This window comes from Pseudomonas sp. UBA1879, from assembly GCF_002338065.1.
Lineage (GTDB): Bacteria > Pseudomonadota > Gammaproteobacteria > Pseudomonadales > Pseudomonadaceae > Aquipseudomonas.
Genome location: NZ_DDHJ01000018.1, coordinates 291,002 through 305,231 on the forward strand (window position 1 = coordinate 291,002; position 14,230 = coordinate 305,231).

At 62.8% G+C, this 14,230-nt stretch carries 16 protein-coding genes; 3 read left to right on the forward strand and 13 right to left on the reverse strand.

Going from position 1 to position 14,230, the window contains the following annotated elements; translation table 11 throughout:
* Positions 1-26: 26 nt before the first annotated feature.
* Complete coding sequence (locus B3N48_RS21610) at positions 27-188, reverse strand: DUF2986 domain-containing protein (protein WP_296187283.1); 162 nt, start codon at positions 186-188, stop codon at positions 27-29.
* Between the two features lie 159 nt (positions 189-347).
* On the opposite strand from B3N48_RS21610, the gene B3N48_RS21615 reads away from it, so the two are divergent.
* Positions 348-794 carry a GFA family protein gene (locus B3N48_RS21615; RefSeq protein ID WP_296187284.1) on the forward strand — a complete coding sequence of 149 codons (447 nt, stop codon included), beginning with the start codon at positions 348-350 and terminating at the stop codon, positions 792-794.
* Positions 795-832: 38 nt separating this feature from the next.
* Here the strand turns inward: B3N48_RS21615 and B3N48_RS21620 are convergent, their stop codons facing one another.
* Positions 833-1,216: a cupin domain-containing protein gene (locus tag B3N48_RS21620; protein WP_296187285.1), complete on the reverse strand. Its 384-nt coding sequence runs from the start codon at positions 1,214-1,216 to the stop codon at positions 833-835.
* A 2-nt stretch (positions 1,217-1,218) separates the two neighbouring features.
* Entirely contained in the window at positions 1,219-1,809 is a 591-nt protein-coding gene (locus tag B3N48_RS21625) for a LysE family translocator (RefSeq protein WP_296187287.1), read from the reverse strand.
* A gap of 103 nt (positions 1,810-1,912) precedes the next feature.
* Here B3N48_RS21625 and B3N48_RS21630 point away from each other — a divergent pair, with 103 nt between their 5' ends.
* Positions 1,913-2,797, forward strand: coding sequence for a LysR substrate-binding domain-containing protein (locus B3N48_RS21630; RefSeq protein WP_296187288.1), 885 nt, complete (start codon positions 1,913-1,915; stop codon positions 2,795-2,797).
* A gap of 208 nt (positions 2,798-3,005) precedes the next feature.
* Here the strand turns inward: B3N48_RS21630 and B3N48_RS21635 are convergent, their stop codons facing one another.
* Both B3N48_RS21635 and B3N48_RS21640 read right to left on the reverse strand, forming a co-directional pair.
* Positions 3,006-4,217: an MFS transporter gene (locus tag B3N48_RS21635; protein ID WP_296187289.1), complete on the reverse strand. Its 1,212-nt coding sequence runs from the start codon at positions 4,215-4,217 to the stop codon at positions 3,006-3,008.
* Between the two features lie 672 nt (positions 4,218-4,889).
* Positions 4,890-5,807 carry a LysR family transcriptional regulator gene (locus tag B3N48_RS21640; protein ID WP_296187291.1) on the reverse strand — a complete coding sequence of 306 codons (918 nt, stop codon included), beginning with the start codon at positions 5,805-5,807 and terminating at the stop codon, positions 4,890-4,892.
* Between the two features lie 107 nt (positions 5,808-5,914).
* On the opposite strand from B3N48_RS21640, the gene B3N48_RS21645 reads away from it, so the two are divergent.
* Positions 5,915-6,667: an SDR family NAD(P)-dependent oxidoreductase gene (locus B3N48_RS21645; protein WP_296187292.1), complete on the forward strand. Its 753-nt coding sequence runs from the start codon at positions 5,915-5,917 to the stop codon at positions 6,665-6,667.
* A 116-nt stretch (positions 6,668-6,783) separates the two neighbouring features.
* Here the strand turns inward: B3N48_RS21645 and B3N48_RS21650 are convergent, their stop codons facing one another.
* The 8 genes from B3N48_RS21650 to B3N48_RS21685 form a co-directional block, all read right to left on the reverse strand.
* Positions 6,784-7,074: a hypothetical protein gene (locus B3N48_RS21650; RefSeq protein WP_296187293.1), complete on the reverse strand. Its 291-nt coding sequence runs from the start codon at positions 7,072-7,074 to the stop codon at positions 6,784-6,786.
* A gap of 192 nt (positions 7,075-7,266) precedes the next feature.
* Positions 7,267-8,346: an ABC transporter ATP-binding protein gene (locus B3N48_RS21655; protein ID WP_296187294.1), complete on the reverse strand. Its 1,080-nt coding sequence runs from the start codon at positions 8,344-8,346 to the stop codon at positions 7,267-7,269.
* Positions 8,347-8,377: 31 nt separating this feature from the next.
* A complete protein-coding gene (locus B3N48_RS21660; RefSeq protein ID WP_296187295.1) occupies positions 8,378-9,331 on the reverse strand; it encodes an SIS domain-containing protein in 954 nt (317 codons plus the stop codon).
* 18 nt (positions 9,332-9,349) lie between these two features.
* The gene (locus B3N48_RS21665; protein WP_296187296.1) at positions 9,350-10,225 is read right to left on the reverse strand and encodes a carbohydrate ABC transporter permease; all 876 of its coding nucleotides are present in this window, start codon (positions 10,223-10,225) and stop codon (positions 9,350-9,352) included.
* Positions 10,225-11,130 (reverse strand): carbohydrate ABC transporter permease, encoded by a 906-nt coding sequence (locus tag B3N48_RS21670; protein WP_296187297.1) that lies wholly within the window; start codon positions 11,128-11,130, stop codon positions 10,225-10,227. Before B3N48_RS21670 ends, B3N48_RS21665 begins: the two co-directional genes overlap by 1 nt.
* A complete protein-coding gene (locus B3N48_RS21675; protein ID WP_296187298.1) occupies positions 11,130-12,389 on the reverse strand; it encodes an extracellular solute-binding protein in 1,260 nt (419 codons plus the stop codon). The genes B3N48_RS21670 and B3N48_RS21675 overlap by 1 nt, the downstream gene beginning before the upstream one ends.
* A gap of 10 nt (positions 12,390-12,399) precedes the next feature.
* A complete protein-coding gene (locus tag B3N48_RS21680) occupies positions 12,400-13,371 on the reverse strand; it encodes an N-acetylglucosamine kinase (protein ID WP_296187299.1) in 972 nt (323 codons plus the stop codon).
* Positions 13,368-14,168, reverse strand: a complete 801-nt coding sequence (locus B3N48_RS21685; RefSeq protein ID WP_296187300.1) for a DeoR/GlpR family DNA-binding transcription regulator — start codon at positions 14,166-14,168, stop codon at positions 13,368-13,370. Before B3N48_RS21685 ends, B3N48_RS21680 begins: the two co-directional genes overlap by 4 nt.
* Between the last annotated feature and the right edge of the window lie 62 nt (positions 14,169-14,230).

The following is a 14,230-nucleotide window of genomic DNA, read 5'->3' on the forward strand; positions in this document are numbered from 1 at the left end:
GCTCAATGCTGCTGGGCTGGCAGTTATCAGCTTTCAGCCGTCGGGGTCGGTTCGGCCGCCACTTCGGCTGCCAGCTTTGCCCGGTCAGCCTTACTGATGTAGGTGGATTTTTTCTTGGGGGCCAGCTTGGCGCTGGCCTTTTTGGCTTTGGCTTTGAACAACTGTTGGAGCTTTTTCTGACGGTTCATGGTCGACTCTGCGCGTGCGGGCGGAATGCGGATGCCGCGCATTGTAGCCACCGCAGCGGCTGGCCGATAGCGCGCACGGTGTGCACCGACGCGGCGAGACCCTCTGCTACTATCGCCCTCCTGTGAACGTCATCCCCCTGGTTTTTCGTGAGGTCGAGAATGAATATGGATCAAGCCGATTTCGAAGGCAGCTGTCACTGCGGCACCGTGCGTTTTCGTGTCCGACTCGCGGACGGGCTGCACACGGCACGGCGGTGCAGCTGTTCGTATTGCCGGATGCGCGGCGCCGTTGCCGTCACTACACGCCAGGAAGACCTGCACATCCTCTCAGGCGAAGAGGCGTTGACCCTGTACGAATTCAACACGCGCACCGCCAAGCATTACTTCTGCTCGAAGTGCGGCATTTACACCCACCATCAGCGTCGCTCGAACCCCTCGCAACTGGGCATCAACGCGGCCTGCCTCAACGGCATCAGCCCGTTCGACTTCACGGATTTGACGGTCTACGACGGGGTCAATCATCCCTCGGACAAGCGCGACAAGACCGGGGCCGGAGTGTTGGGGGTCTTGCGCTTCGAGCCAACGGTCGAGGGTGGCGCAGAATAACGCTCCCCTTGGGCCGGATTGCCGCAATGCCGTGAGGCTCAAGCCAGCTGCTGCTCGATGGTTTTGCTCAGCGGCGTTTCGACGTCCCCCGTGTGCAGGGTGTCGATGGGTTCGATCAGCACGATCCAGCATTCATCATCGGCCACCGGGTTGTGCATGACGCCCTTGGGCACGACGTGGATCGACCCGGCCGGCAACTGCGCCACGCGGCCGCCTTCGTATTCGATTTTCAGATGGCCGCGCACGACGTAGAACAATTCGTCCTGCTGCGCGTGGTTGTGCCAGACGAACTGGCCCAACAGTTTCGCCACTTTCACGTATTGGTCGTTCACTTGCGCGACGACCTTGGGCGACCAGTGTTCGGTGATGTCCTCGAAGCAGGTGTCGAGGTCGAAGGATTCGGCAAACGGCAGGCTAAGCATGATCAACTCCAAGTGGGAACGATGGACAAAACGAGCAGGGCGGCCATGGCCAGGTTGAATCTTTGCCAATGACGCGGGGTGCGCAGTCGGCGGGCCAGCAGTACGCCAAGCCCGCACCAGAGGGTCAGCGAGAGCCAGGCAGCGATGCCGAACGACAGCCCCAGCAATGCCGCCAGTCCGGCGGGATGCGTCGCCAGGGGCGAAAAAGTGGCGGCGGCGCTGACCGTCATCGCCCAGCTTTTCGGGTTCAGCAACAGCAGCGCCATGGCATTGGCAAACCCCAACGGCTCGCTCTGAGCAGTGCTGTGAGAGGCCGCGCCGCTTCGCGCGATGCGCCAGGCCAGCCACAGCAGGTAAGCCGAGCCTGCGACCTTGACCGCCCATTCGAGCGTCGGTGCTTCGGCGATGAGATTACCTAGGCCAATCGCGGCGATGGCGGCGATGCACGCCAGGCTCGTGGCGATGCCGAGAATCAGCGGCAACGACCGGCTCAGGCCAAATCGCGCGCCGGAAGCGGTGGCAAGCGACGTGGCACCGCCAGGGGACAACGTGGAGGCCGCAACGAACAGAAACAGGGGCAACAGCGTAGGCATCGACGCTTCATCCGGCAATGGAATGTGGCCGACAGTAAGGCTGGCTCGGTCATTAGAAAATCGAATATCTTTAATGCCTGACATTACTGATCGTAATCCCGCCATGCCTCGAAACCTTGACCTCAGCCTGATCCGAACCTTTGTCGCCGTTGCCGATCACCGCAGCATGACCGCGGCCGCCAATGCGCTGTACATGACCCAGGGTGCCGTCAGCCAGCAGGTCAAACGCCTCGAGGAAACCCTGGGTTGCCCATTGCTGGTTCGCAAGCCCAAGCAACTGGAGCTGTCGCAACCGGGCGAGCTGTTTCTGGCCAAGGCTCGCCAGCTGCTGCGCTTGAACGATGAAATCTGGGCCGACACCGTCGAGGGGCCGATTCGCGGGCAGCTGCGGGTCGGTGCCCCGCCTGACCTGATCACCTCGCTGGCGCCTGCCATGAAAGCGTTCACCGACGCCCATCCGCGGGTGGAACTGTCGCTGACCTGCGAGCCGTCCCCGGTGCTGCACGAGGCCATCGATGCCGGTCAGCTGGACGTCGCGCTGATTGAATACCTCGCTCACAGCCCGCAAGGAAGGGTGATCCGCACTGAACCGCTGGTGTGGGTGGGCAGCCGCCAGAGTGAGGTCTGGAAAACCCGACCGCTGCCGTTGTCACTGGTGGACGAGCGCTGCGTGTTTCGCCCATTGGTGTTGGGCGCGTTGGCGCGAGAAGGGATTGTCTGGCGAACAGTGTTCGAAAACGGCAGTTTCGAGGCCACCGCGTCCACCGTGCGGGTCGGGTTGGCGATCACGGCGTGGCTGACGTCCACGGTGCCAGAGGATCTGCAGGTGTTGCCCGACAACCTCGGGCTGCCGGAGCTGCCCGAATTCGCCATCTGCCTGCGCTTGCCATCGACCGTGCAGCCCGTCGCTGAAGCATTCGCGCAGTGCCTGCTGGAGACCTTGCCCCGGGAGAATATCCTGCGGCACCCGGAAGCGGCATCGGCCTGACCCCGCAGACCCGGGCAGGAGCGCTTCAAGCCCCGGCCGCGCAATACGGCCAGCGATGCCGCGGTCGTCCGGCGCGATGGGCCGAGGTAAGGAAGGTCGCCACGTCCGCGCTGTCATCGGGGTGATGACGACTGCCTCGGGCTCTTGCGCCGAGTGGCCCCAGGGTACCGGGTGAGATCGGTACCCGGTCGGGGTGTTCGCGGACGTTCTAGGCCGAAACGTCTTTCCAGCGCGACGCGGCAATGGCGATGCTGGCCAGACCCAGCAACACCGCTCCCGTCAGCAACAGTGTGATGACGCTGTAGGTGTCAATCACGACGCCCCCCACGAACGCCCCGGTGCAGATCCCGATCTGAAACGTGCTGACCAGCACGGCTTGCCCGGTTTCAGGCGAGTCGGGCAGGGCTTTGAGCATCCAGGTGGTGAACGACACCGGTATCAGGCCGAACGCCGCGCCCCAGATCAGCGCCGCCAGACCCCCGCCCACCATGCCAGGGCCGGCGAAGGCCGAAAGCAGCAGCACACCGCCGATCATGAGCGCTGCGCTCAAGGCCGTGGCTTTCAGGCTGTATGAAACCCAGCGACCGCCGAGGAAGGTGCCGATGAAACCCGCGACGCCATAGACCAGTAGCAGGCTGGTGACCTCGTCGGGTGACGCGCCGTAGACCGTTTGCAGAATCGGCCTGAGGTAGGTGTACGTGCCGAAATGACCGGTGACCAGCAGCAGAGCCACGAGCAGGCCCATTCTCGCCAGCGGGCGGGCGAAGGGTAGCAACAGCTCACGGGCTTTGATGGCGCGTTCCGGCGGCAGGGGCGGCAGGCTGCGCAGTTGCAGAATAAGCACGGTCAGCGACAGGCTTGCCGAAGCGGCGAATGCTGCGCGCCAGCCGAGCAGGTTGCCCATCAGCGCCCCGGCCGGCACCCCGGCGATGGTTGCCACTGAGATGCCCGCGAGGATGTAAGACATCGCGCGGGGTTGGAGGTGGGCAGGTACCAGGTGGGTGGTGGCGCCGGGGGCGAAGGTCCAGAAACCGCCAACGCAGAAACCCAGCAGTACGCGGGCGAGGAGCATGGTGACGAGGTCCGGCGCCATGGCCGCGAGGGCGTTGGAGATCACCAGCAGCGTCGAGAGCAACAGCAGCACGATGCGACGGTCGAGCCGTCCGGCAAGGATGATCAGCACCGGGCCGGTCAGTGCTGCGACCAACCCGGGCATGGTGATCATCAGGCCCGCATCGCCTTCACTGACACCCAGGCTGCTGGCGATGTTGGTCAGCAAGCCGATGGGCAGGAATTCGGTGGTGACCGATGCGAACGTGCTCAGGGCCAGCGAGGCGACTGCCAGCCAGGCCGGCGCACGGGTAAGGCAATCGGGGATGGGTCCCGGTGAATCCTGTTCTGCGACGCAAGAGTCCGACATGGAGCGCTCCTGAAAGGTTTGAAAGAAACGTGATGTGTTTCAAACACAATGATTGGGGAAAACGATTCACGAACCGTGTTCGATGGCGATCACGATGTTCGAAAGGGTGTGCGGGGGAGGCCTTGCTCGAACGGCGTTGTGCATGGCACAGCACGCTTTTGAGACAGCCTTCTCTGTTGCGACTTGCGTGGCAGCCCTCGGCTATCGCCGAGTCGTGCGCCGCGTTGGTCATGGGTGCTGCATCGCTGGCGTCGGCATCGTCGAGGCCGAACGGGGTGATGTTCGAAGCGGGGTGTGCCAGCAGGGACGGGGCCATAGGGTCCGTGGGCGGGTATCGGGACCTGTCCTGGCCCGCCCGTGAAACCTCGCCCCGCGCAGTGACCGAACACTCAACGTCGCGCCACGGATGCTGTGAAACTAATCGTCACAATTTCGTCTGTCAATTGAAGATTGAGGGCGATTGCCTGCGTGTGAAGGACGGGTGTGTCAGGCGTACGGCAATCATCGGTTTTACGACTGCCGCGCAGCCGATCGCGGGTAAGCGACGCTCCCAGGCCTGCGGTGGAAGCAGATCGTGGCGGGTCAGCGGCTTCGATTCAGGCCGGAAAACGTGGGAGCTGCCGGGCGACCTCTGCTTGCATGCGATGGCCGCTCACCCCCCACACTGACGCCTCAAGGTGCCCAACGCCATGTCGGATCTGCGAGGTGTTCGGCGAAGAAATCGGACAGCGCTCGAATTTTCGCAGGGCGGCTGCGGGCGGAAGGGGTGACGAAGTACAGGCCGCCCCGGGCCATGCTCCATTCCGGCAGCAGCGGGACCAGTCGGCCATCCGCCAGGTATTGCGCGACGATGAACTCCGGCAGTTCGGCGATTGCCAATCCCTCCAGCAACACGGGAAGCAAGGCCTCCGAGTTGGTCACCCTCAGCGGACCTTTCGGCGCCACGTCTTCTGTTGTGCCGTCGCTGTGGGTGAACCGCCAGACCTCACTGCGCGCGCGGTAGGCGTAACTCAGACACGATCGATCGGCCAGGTCTCGCGGGTGGGCGGGATGACCGTGTTCCGCCAGATAGCCCGGCGAAGCCACCAGGAATTGCCTCACGGCGCACAGGCGCCGCGCCACCAGCGAGGAGTCGGGTAACACTGCGATGCGTAAAGCCGCGTCGAAACCTTCGGCAATCAGATCCACCGACGCATCGGAAAGGTGAAGGTCCAGCGACAGTTCAGGGTACTGACGCAACAAGCGGGGCAGCAGCGGCGCCACCCAGCGCAGGCCGAACGCCATGGGCATTGCCAGACGCACCTGCCCGCGGGGCTGGACAGCGAGGTCCTGCGCCTCGCTCTCGACCTCTTCGGCCTGGCGATAAATCTCCCCGGCCTTCGCCGCCATGCTCGCACCGAACTCGGTCAACGCCAGCTGCCGGGAGGTGCGGTTGAACAGGCGGCCACCCAGACGCTCTTCCAGCCGGGCCACGGCGCGGGACACGGTCGGCACAGACACACCCATCAGGCGCGCGGCTGCGGCGAACGAACCCTCTTCCGCCACCTTGGCGAACATGGCTAAGCCTTCGAAATCGGGGAACTTGCTCATTTCATTTCTGCAATGATGGATTGCGGACAAGTCTATTTTGAAAGAATCAAGTCGTCGATAAGCTTCTTCTCACCGAAACACCTTAATCATCGTTCTGGAGAGCATTCATGACTCGCAAACTCGAAGGCAAAATCGCACTGGTCACCGGCGGCACCACTGGCATCGGCCTGGCCACTGCCAAGCGTTTCGCCGAAGAAGGCGCTCACGTGTATATCACCGGCCGCCGTCAGGCCGAACTGGACGCTGCGGTCGCAGACGTCGGCAACGCCACCGGGGTGCGTGTCGACTCTACGCAGCTCGACCAGCTTGACGCGCTGTACGCACAAATCGGCGCGGAGAAAGGCACCCTCGACGTACTCTTCGCTAACGCCGGCGGCGGCTCGATGGTGCCGCTGGGCGAGATCAGCGAAGCGCACTACGACGACACCTTCGATCGCAATGTGAAGGGCGTGCTGTTCACGGTTCAGAAAGCCTTGCCACTGCTGGCAAAGAACGCGTCAATCATTCTCACCGGCTCGACGGCAGGCAGCTCTGGCACGGCGGCATTCAGTGTGTACTCGGCGTCCAAAGCCGCTGTCCGCGCCTTTGCCCGCTCCTGGATTCTTGATCTGAAAGACCGCAACGTGCGGGTCAATACCCTCAGCCCCGGCGCCACCAAAACGCCGGGTCTCGTCGGGCTGGCCGGTCCGGACGCTCAGCAACAGCAGGGCCTGCTCGACTACATGGCTTCGCAGGTGCCGATAGGTCGTGTAGGTGAGCCGGTGGAAATCGCCAATGCTGCGGTGTTTCTTGCCTCGGACGACGCGAGTTTCGTGAACGGCATCGAGTTGTTCGTCGACGGTGGGCAAGCGCAGGTTTAAGCGTAAGAGAGACCTGAGCGTGCTGCGTGATGTGGCAGGGCAGGTCACATAAAAGGTGGGGGAAAAAATGGCCAGACGGCGTTGACGCTTAGTCTGGCCAGATCGTGTCCGGTGACTCAGGAACCGCTGTTAGTGCTGCCTGCGCCGGACGGGGTCTTGTTGCCCGGGCTGGAGTTACCACCGCTGCCCGCTTCGCCACCGGAACCTGGAAGGGCAGTGCCCTGGGTCTTGGCGCCATTGGTGCCGGCCGGTTCCTTGCTGGAGTGAGTGGACTTATCGTGGGTTTGCTGCGTGGTGTGGGTTTTGTGGGTGTCGCTCGGGGCAGTGGTGGTAGCTGCCATGACCGGCAGTGAAAGGACGCAGGTCAGGCCTGCCATCGCGAACGCATAACTCAGTTTCTTATTCATGTCATCAAGCCTCGTTGGTCAATGATTCAGAGCGCCTGCACGCTGACGAGGGCGTCAGCAGCTCTTCAGTCAGACTCACCGACACCTGAAAAAAGTTTGCGAAAAAAACGTTTCAGCGATGAACGGTCGTCGGGCTGGTACGGCCGCGCGGGATGCGGCAAGCGCCTGCCGTAAGACAGGCGCTTGCCGTCGTCATGCCAGTCGCAGCCCGTTGGCTTTGTCGAACACATGGACGTGCTCGCAGCTGCCCCGCAGCACCAATTGCTGACCCCATTGCAAGTCGCCGTTGCGGGGAAGCGACGCCACCATCGGCGTGGTGCCATAGCGACCGTACACATGGCTTTCGGCGCCGGTCGGCTCGATCAGATCGACCGTGAACGGCAGGCTGAAGTCTGTCGCAGCCGTGGTGCCCAGGCTGAAATGCTCCGGGCGGATGCCCATCACGACCGGGCTGTTTGTGGGAATGTCGATACGGCGGCCAAGATCGATCCGCTGATCGCCGATGAGGACGACCGAAGAGCCCGCTTCCTGTAGTACGACGCCGTCTACCAGATTCATGGCGGGCGAGCCGATGAACGTCGCGACGAACAGATTGGCAGGCTGATCGTAAACCTCGATGGGCGTGCCCACCTGTTCGATGCGCCCGGCGTTCATGACCACGATCAGGTCGGACATGGTCATGGCCTCCATCTGGTCGTGCGTCACGTAGATGGCCGTGGTGCCGAGCTTGCGCTGCAAGGTGCGAATCTCGATGCGCATCTGCACACGCAGCTTGGCGTCGAGATTGGACAGCGGCTCGTCGAACAGAAACACCTGCGGATGGCGAACGATCGCGCGTCCCATGGCCACCCGCTGACGCTGCCCGCCGGAAAGTGCCTTCGGGTAGCGATCCAGGTAGTTGGACAACCCCAACATGGCGGCTGTCTCTTTCACGGCAGCCGCGATGCGCTCGGGGGATTCCTTGCGCAGTTGCAGGCTGAAGCCCATGTTCTGCGCGACCGTCATGTGCGGGTACAGCGCGTAGTTCTGGAACACCATGGCGATGTCCCGATCCTTGGGCGAGAGGTCGTTGATCACCTTGCCATTGAGCGAAATGGTCCCGGAGGACACGGACTCAAGCCCTGCGATCATCCGCAGCAGGGTGGATTTTCCACAGCCCGAGGCGCCGACCAGCGACACGAACTGGCCGTCGGCGATACTCAGGTCAATGCCATGCAGCACCGGAATCGTGCCGTAGTGCTTGCGAAGTTGCTGAATGTTTACGGTTGCCATATCAGGACACTACCTCGGCCGGACCACTGCTTCAGGAAAGACGCACCACCTTGGTGAGATGGCGCGGCGCGGTGCTGTCCAGACCTTTGTGCTGCGCCAGGCGCTCGCCGAACAATTGCAGGGCGGGGAGGATGGTCAGGCTGCGGTCCAGCTCGTGTTGAGCAACGTCGACATACAGATCGCCAGGGCCGCCGATGCCGATGACGAATGCGCCTTTTTCCTTGAGTTCGGCGTACAGCTTTGCTTCTTCGTCACGGGTTTGCGGGCTGTAGATCAACACCACGCAGGTCTTGTCGTCGACCAGGCTGATCGGGCCGTGGCGGTATTCCATCGGGTGAAACACTTGGGTGTAAGTCAGGCTCATTTCCTGGAGCTTCAAGGCGCCTTCACTGGCCAGCCCGTAATACGCACCACCGCCCAGATACACGAAGTGCGAGCGCGACAGCACGCTCGTGCTCACCTGACGATCCAGGGCCTTCATCGCGTGCTCGGCCAGGGCGGCGACGCTGGCGTCGACGGTGGCCCCGGCCAGACGCAAGCCCAGCAACAGCATCAGACTGGCCGAGCTGCTCATGACAATGCCTTCTGCAGGGTGGGTCGGGGCGAACACCACTTGATCGCTGCATTTGGCCAGGCTGCTCTCGGCTTCGCAGGTAATGCCGATGGATTTCAAGCCGCGTACGCGACTGGCCTGGACCGCTTCAACGGTTTCGGTGGATTCGCCACTGCGCGACAGCGCGATCACCAGTGCGTCCTGATAATGCGCCAGGTACGCCTCCGGACGGCGCGCCCATTCACCGCCGGGTACGGCAATGGCGCGTTTGCCATTGAGGTTGAAGGCGCTGGCGACGATTTGCGCCAGGTAATAGGAGGTGCCACAGCCGACGACCACCACGTTGGCGCTTCCAATACCAGGAAGCGGTTGGGTCAGGGCCGCGTTCCAGAAAGGGAATTGCTCGACGATAACGCGCTCGGTAACGTTCATGTTCAGGTCCTTACAGGGTTATTTGGTGGCGCCGGCGATGAGGCCGCGCACGAGGAAACGGTTGAGAAAAATCACCAGCAGCACGGGTGGCAGCATGGCGACGACGCCAGCTGCGTTCATCAGCCCGTAATCGACGTAGTTGCGGGTCACGAATTCAGGGATCAGCACCGTCAGGGATTTGGTCGCCAGCGACGGGGAGAACACCAGCGGCACCATGAACTGCCCCCACGCGCTGAGGAACGTGAGGATGGCGGTGGCAATCAGACCGGGGGCCGCCAGCGGCAGCACGATGCGAATCAACGTGTAGGTGCGGCCCGCACCGTCCAGCCACGCAGCCTCCTCGAGCGAGACCGGCAGCGACTGATACACGCTGCGCATCAGCCACAGTGCCAGGGGCAGAAACGCCGACACATAGATCAACGTCACCCCCAGGTAGGTGTCGATCAGGTGCAGCGAGATCATCAGTCGGTACAGCGGAATCATCACGGTGTACGCCGGCACCGCCATGCTGGCGACCACCAGCCCGAACAGCAGATTGCGGCCCGGAAAGCGCAGGCGTACGAAGGCATAACCGCCAAAGGCCGCCACCACCAGCGTCACCAGCGTGGCGGCGACCGAGGTCACCAGGCTGTTGACGAAGGCCCTGGAAAACTGCGGCCAGACCGACTGCACCTCGTTGCCTTGAGACAGGCTGCTGGCGCCGAACAGCTTGGCGAAGTGTTCCAACGTCGGATGCTCCGGCCATAACGTCAGGTGCTGGCTGAGCATGTCTTTGGGGTCCGTGAAGCTGGTCATCACGGCCCAATACACCGGGCCCAACGACCAGATCAGCAGGACGAGGATGGCGAGGGCAAATCCGGCTTTACCCAGCCACTGCAACGTAAGCGTGCGCATCAGTCGAACCTCGTTTCGCGATAGACCTTGAGGACGTAAATCAGCGAAACCACCAGCGACGCGATCATGGCCAGCACGGACAACGCCATCCCATACGAAAACTTCAAGTTCTGGAACGCCGACATGTACACCTGAATGATCAGGCTGCGGGTGTCCAGGCTGGAGCCGTTGAGAATCCACGCCTCATCGAACAGGTTGAACGCGAACACCGTCGACTGACTCAGCGCAATGGCCAGGCCGCCTGCAATCAACGGCAGAGTGATCATGCGAAAACATTTGAAAGGGCCAGCGCCATCGAGCTTCGCGGCCTCGTACAGATCGGCCGGAATCGCCTGCAACGCAGCCAGCAGTATGATCGCGGTGAGCGGCAGCATCCGCCAGACATGCACCAGCGCGACCAGAAGCAGGGCGGTGTTGTGGTCGTTGAACCACACCACGTTGTCGTCCAGCAGACCCACCGCTTTGAGCAAATTGTTGAGCAGCCCGTAGCTGGGGTTGTAGATCCACAGCCAGACCAGCGCATTGACCACGGGCGGCAGGCACCACGGCAGCACCAGCGCCGCCAGCAACCATTGCCGACCGTGACGCACCTTGTTGAGCAACAACGCGGCACCCAGCCCGCCGACCGTTTCCAGCACCACCGCCAGGACCACGTAAACCACGGTATTCCAGGTGGCGTGCTGAACGTTGCTGTCGGCGGTGAGATTCTGGTAATTGAGCAGCCCGACGAAGGGACTGCCCGGACGCATCGGGTCGATGCGGTACAGGCTGTCGAGGACCGTGGTCACCAGCGGTACAAACACCAGACTGGCCATGACCACGATGATCGGCAACACGTACAGCAGCCCGAGCCAGGTCTCGCCCGGAACAGGACGCAGGCGTTCTCTGAGGGAGGTCAGATTCATCACGGCTGCATCGCACTCTTGGCTTCTTGAGCGATCTGAGCGACGGCTTGATCGACGGTCAGCTGACCCTTGGCCGCCTGATTCAACGCGCTAGACACCGCGCTGGTGAATTGCGGGTACCAAACCGGCGTCCCTTGCTTGAACAGCGGATCGACCAGCCCGGCCTGTTGCAGGATCACGTCGCCGCTCTTGAGCTTGCCTTCGCTATTCAGCTGCTTGAGCACGCTGGTGCGCGTTGGCAGGTTGCCGAGGGTTTCATAGCTTTCGATCTGGTTCTGAGGTTTGACGAACCAGTTGATGAAAGCCTTCGCGCCTTCCTTGTTTTTGGCGGTGGCCGGGATGCCTACCGCTTCGGGCAAACCGATGGTCCGCGCGGTGCCGGTGGTGGTCAGCATCAGCGCGGCCGCGACCTGTTCAGCGACCTGGGATTTGGCCGGATCGCTGTACACCGCAATGTTGCCCGCCCAGCCTGCGAGGTCGAACGAAGCGTCACCTTTCTTGAACAGCTCCTGGACTTCCACGTCTTTGAGGCCTGTGGCCGCCGGGCTGATCAACCCTGATTTGAGGGCCTCGATCTCGAACGCCATGGCTTTGTAGCCGGCCGAATCCGGTTTGACGAATTGCGGTTCCAGCGCGTCGTTGAACAGCTCACCGCCGAAGACCTTGGTCAGCAAGTACCACGCCGTGGCGCTGCCTTCGGTGGCCGAGAGCGGCAGGGCGATCGGGTACTGCGCAATGTTTTTAGCCTTGATCGCCTTGGCATCCGTCAACAATTGCTCGGGGGTGGTGGGCGCTGCGTTGATGCCGGCGCGCTTGAGGTGGTCGCGGTTGTAGATCAGCACCCGGAAGTCGTTGGCGTAGGGAACGGCCAGCAGTTGATTGTCGAAAACGAACAGCTTGGCCGAGGGGATGTCGGCAACGGTGGCGGCATCCACTGCACCGTCGAGCGGTTGATACCACTTCGCCGCGCCAAACTGACCGACCCATGACCAGTCGACTTCGGTCACGTCCGCAGGGGGACTGCCGGCGATCATCGAGGTGGCGACCTTGGTCAGGATCTGGTCCCAGCCGAGGGTTTGCGTCTCCAGCGTCAGGCCCGTCTCGGTGTTCAGGCGGTCGGTCATGGCCTTGGGCAAGGTGCCCCAGGGTGGCAACAGCACCTCGGCGGTGCTGGCTGCATGGACCGCTGGCGTGAACGCCGCGAGGGCGAACGTCAGCGGCACGAGGGCGAGCGAGGCGACTAATTGGCGTCGGAGCATGGCAAAACCTCTAGATCGGATAAGGGGAGGTTGATGGCAGTGCAAGCGTGCGGTGCAGGTGTGAGGCAAGGGTGTCGATCCACCCGTTATCCGGGTTCCATCCCGCGTGACGAGCAGCACGCCACAGCGCGCCGCCCACCGGTGGTAAACGCGGCGCGACCGGGTCGGTGCCCAGCCGGTGCGCCATGTGACGTGCGATGTCGGGGTTGGCGAACACTCCACCGGCATGACTCCACACCGGAACGTCGGTCTGGCCGATGCGTTGCCACGCGGCAGTCACGTGTTCGGCCAAGTGTTCGGTCGCCCTGTTAAGAATGCCGACGGCGCCTTGGTCACCGCCGTCCGCCCAGGTCGATACCTGCGCGGCCAGGGACGCGATGCCGGCGCGGCGATTGACCAGGCCATATGCCCACCCCGCCAATTCAGACGGGGTCAACGCCAGGTGGTTGAGCAGCGCGTGGGTCAATGGCCATTCGTGGGCGCGACCATCAAGGGTTCGGCTCGCCAGCATTAACGCTTGAAGGCCGATCCAATGGGCACTGCCTTCGTCGCCGAACACATCGCCCCAGCCGCCGACCCGCACATGAGGCGAATCCTCGCGATTCTGGCTGGCCCAGGCCATGGAGCCTGTTCCCGCCAGCATCAAGACACCGGCACGGGCGCCGGTGAATGCCCCGTCGAAGGCCACGCGCACGTCGTTTTCGACGATGACCGGGCAGCTCAAGGCGTGTTGGGCGGCGCCAGTCTGTTCAGCCGAAACCGCTTCAAGTTCGCCGTGCAAAGGCAGACCCAGCACCGCAGCGGCCAGGGGCACCTGAGCCGCGACAGCCAAAAGGCCCTGCAATTGCGCGCGCCATTGGGGATTGGCAATGGGGTCCAGTCCTTCACAGGTGCCCCATTGCATGACCTGGCCCCTGGCGTCGGCAACAACCCAATGCGTCTTGGAGCCTCCGCTGTCCAGGCCCAGGATGCCGGCGTTCATCCCTTCAGATCCTCGGCCGCCACCGACTGGCTCGATCCGGTCAGCACGGCGCAGCCCAGTTCGGTCAGCCTGGTCTGCCATTTGGCGCTCAACTGCTCATCGCTGATCACCGTGAGCGACTCGCTCAAGGGCGCGACGCGGTAGGTCAGGCGTTGATCGAATTTGCTCGAGTCTGCCAACAGCAAAGTCGTGCCCGCACGGGCAAGCATTTTCTGGTTCAGCTGGGCCTCGCTGGCGTCCAGGCTGTAGATGCACGCATCCGGCGCAATGGCTCCGGCGCCCAGAAACAGCTGGTCGAACCACAGGTTCTCGATCATCGCCTCCGCCAATGCGCCGACCATCGAGGCGTTCTCGGCGCGCAGCTGGCCGCCCAACAGCACGATGGTGATCCCGGGGGTGTTCATCAGCACTTGCGCAACGTTCAGGCAGTTGGTGAACACCGACAGGGGCAGGGGATCGAGACGCAGGCGGCGCGCCAGTTGCAGCACGGTCGTGCCTGCGTCGAGGAACACCGTGGAGCCCGGGACGATACGTTCGTAGGCCACTTCCGCGATGGCGCGCTTGGCGTAGAGGTTCTGGTTTTCCCGCAGGTCGAACGCGACTTCGACTCCCGCACTCTTGGCGATGCGCGCGCCGCCGTGGGTGCGATGAATGGTGCCGTCGGCTTCCAGCGTGAGCAGGTCCCGGCGGATGGTCGCCAGCGAGGCATCCGTCACATCGGCGATGGCCTGAATGGTGCTCTCGCCATGGCTGTAGAGATGCTGGCAGATCAGCGATAAACGCTCGTCTTTGGTCACTGTGATTGCTCTTTAGTGATTCATGGGAATGAAATATACGACCTAAAAAATCACTGTCAATC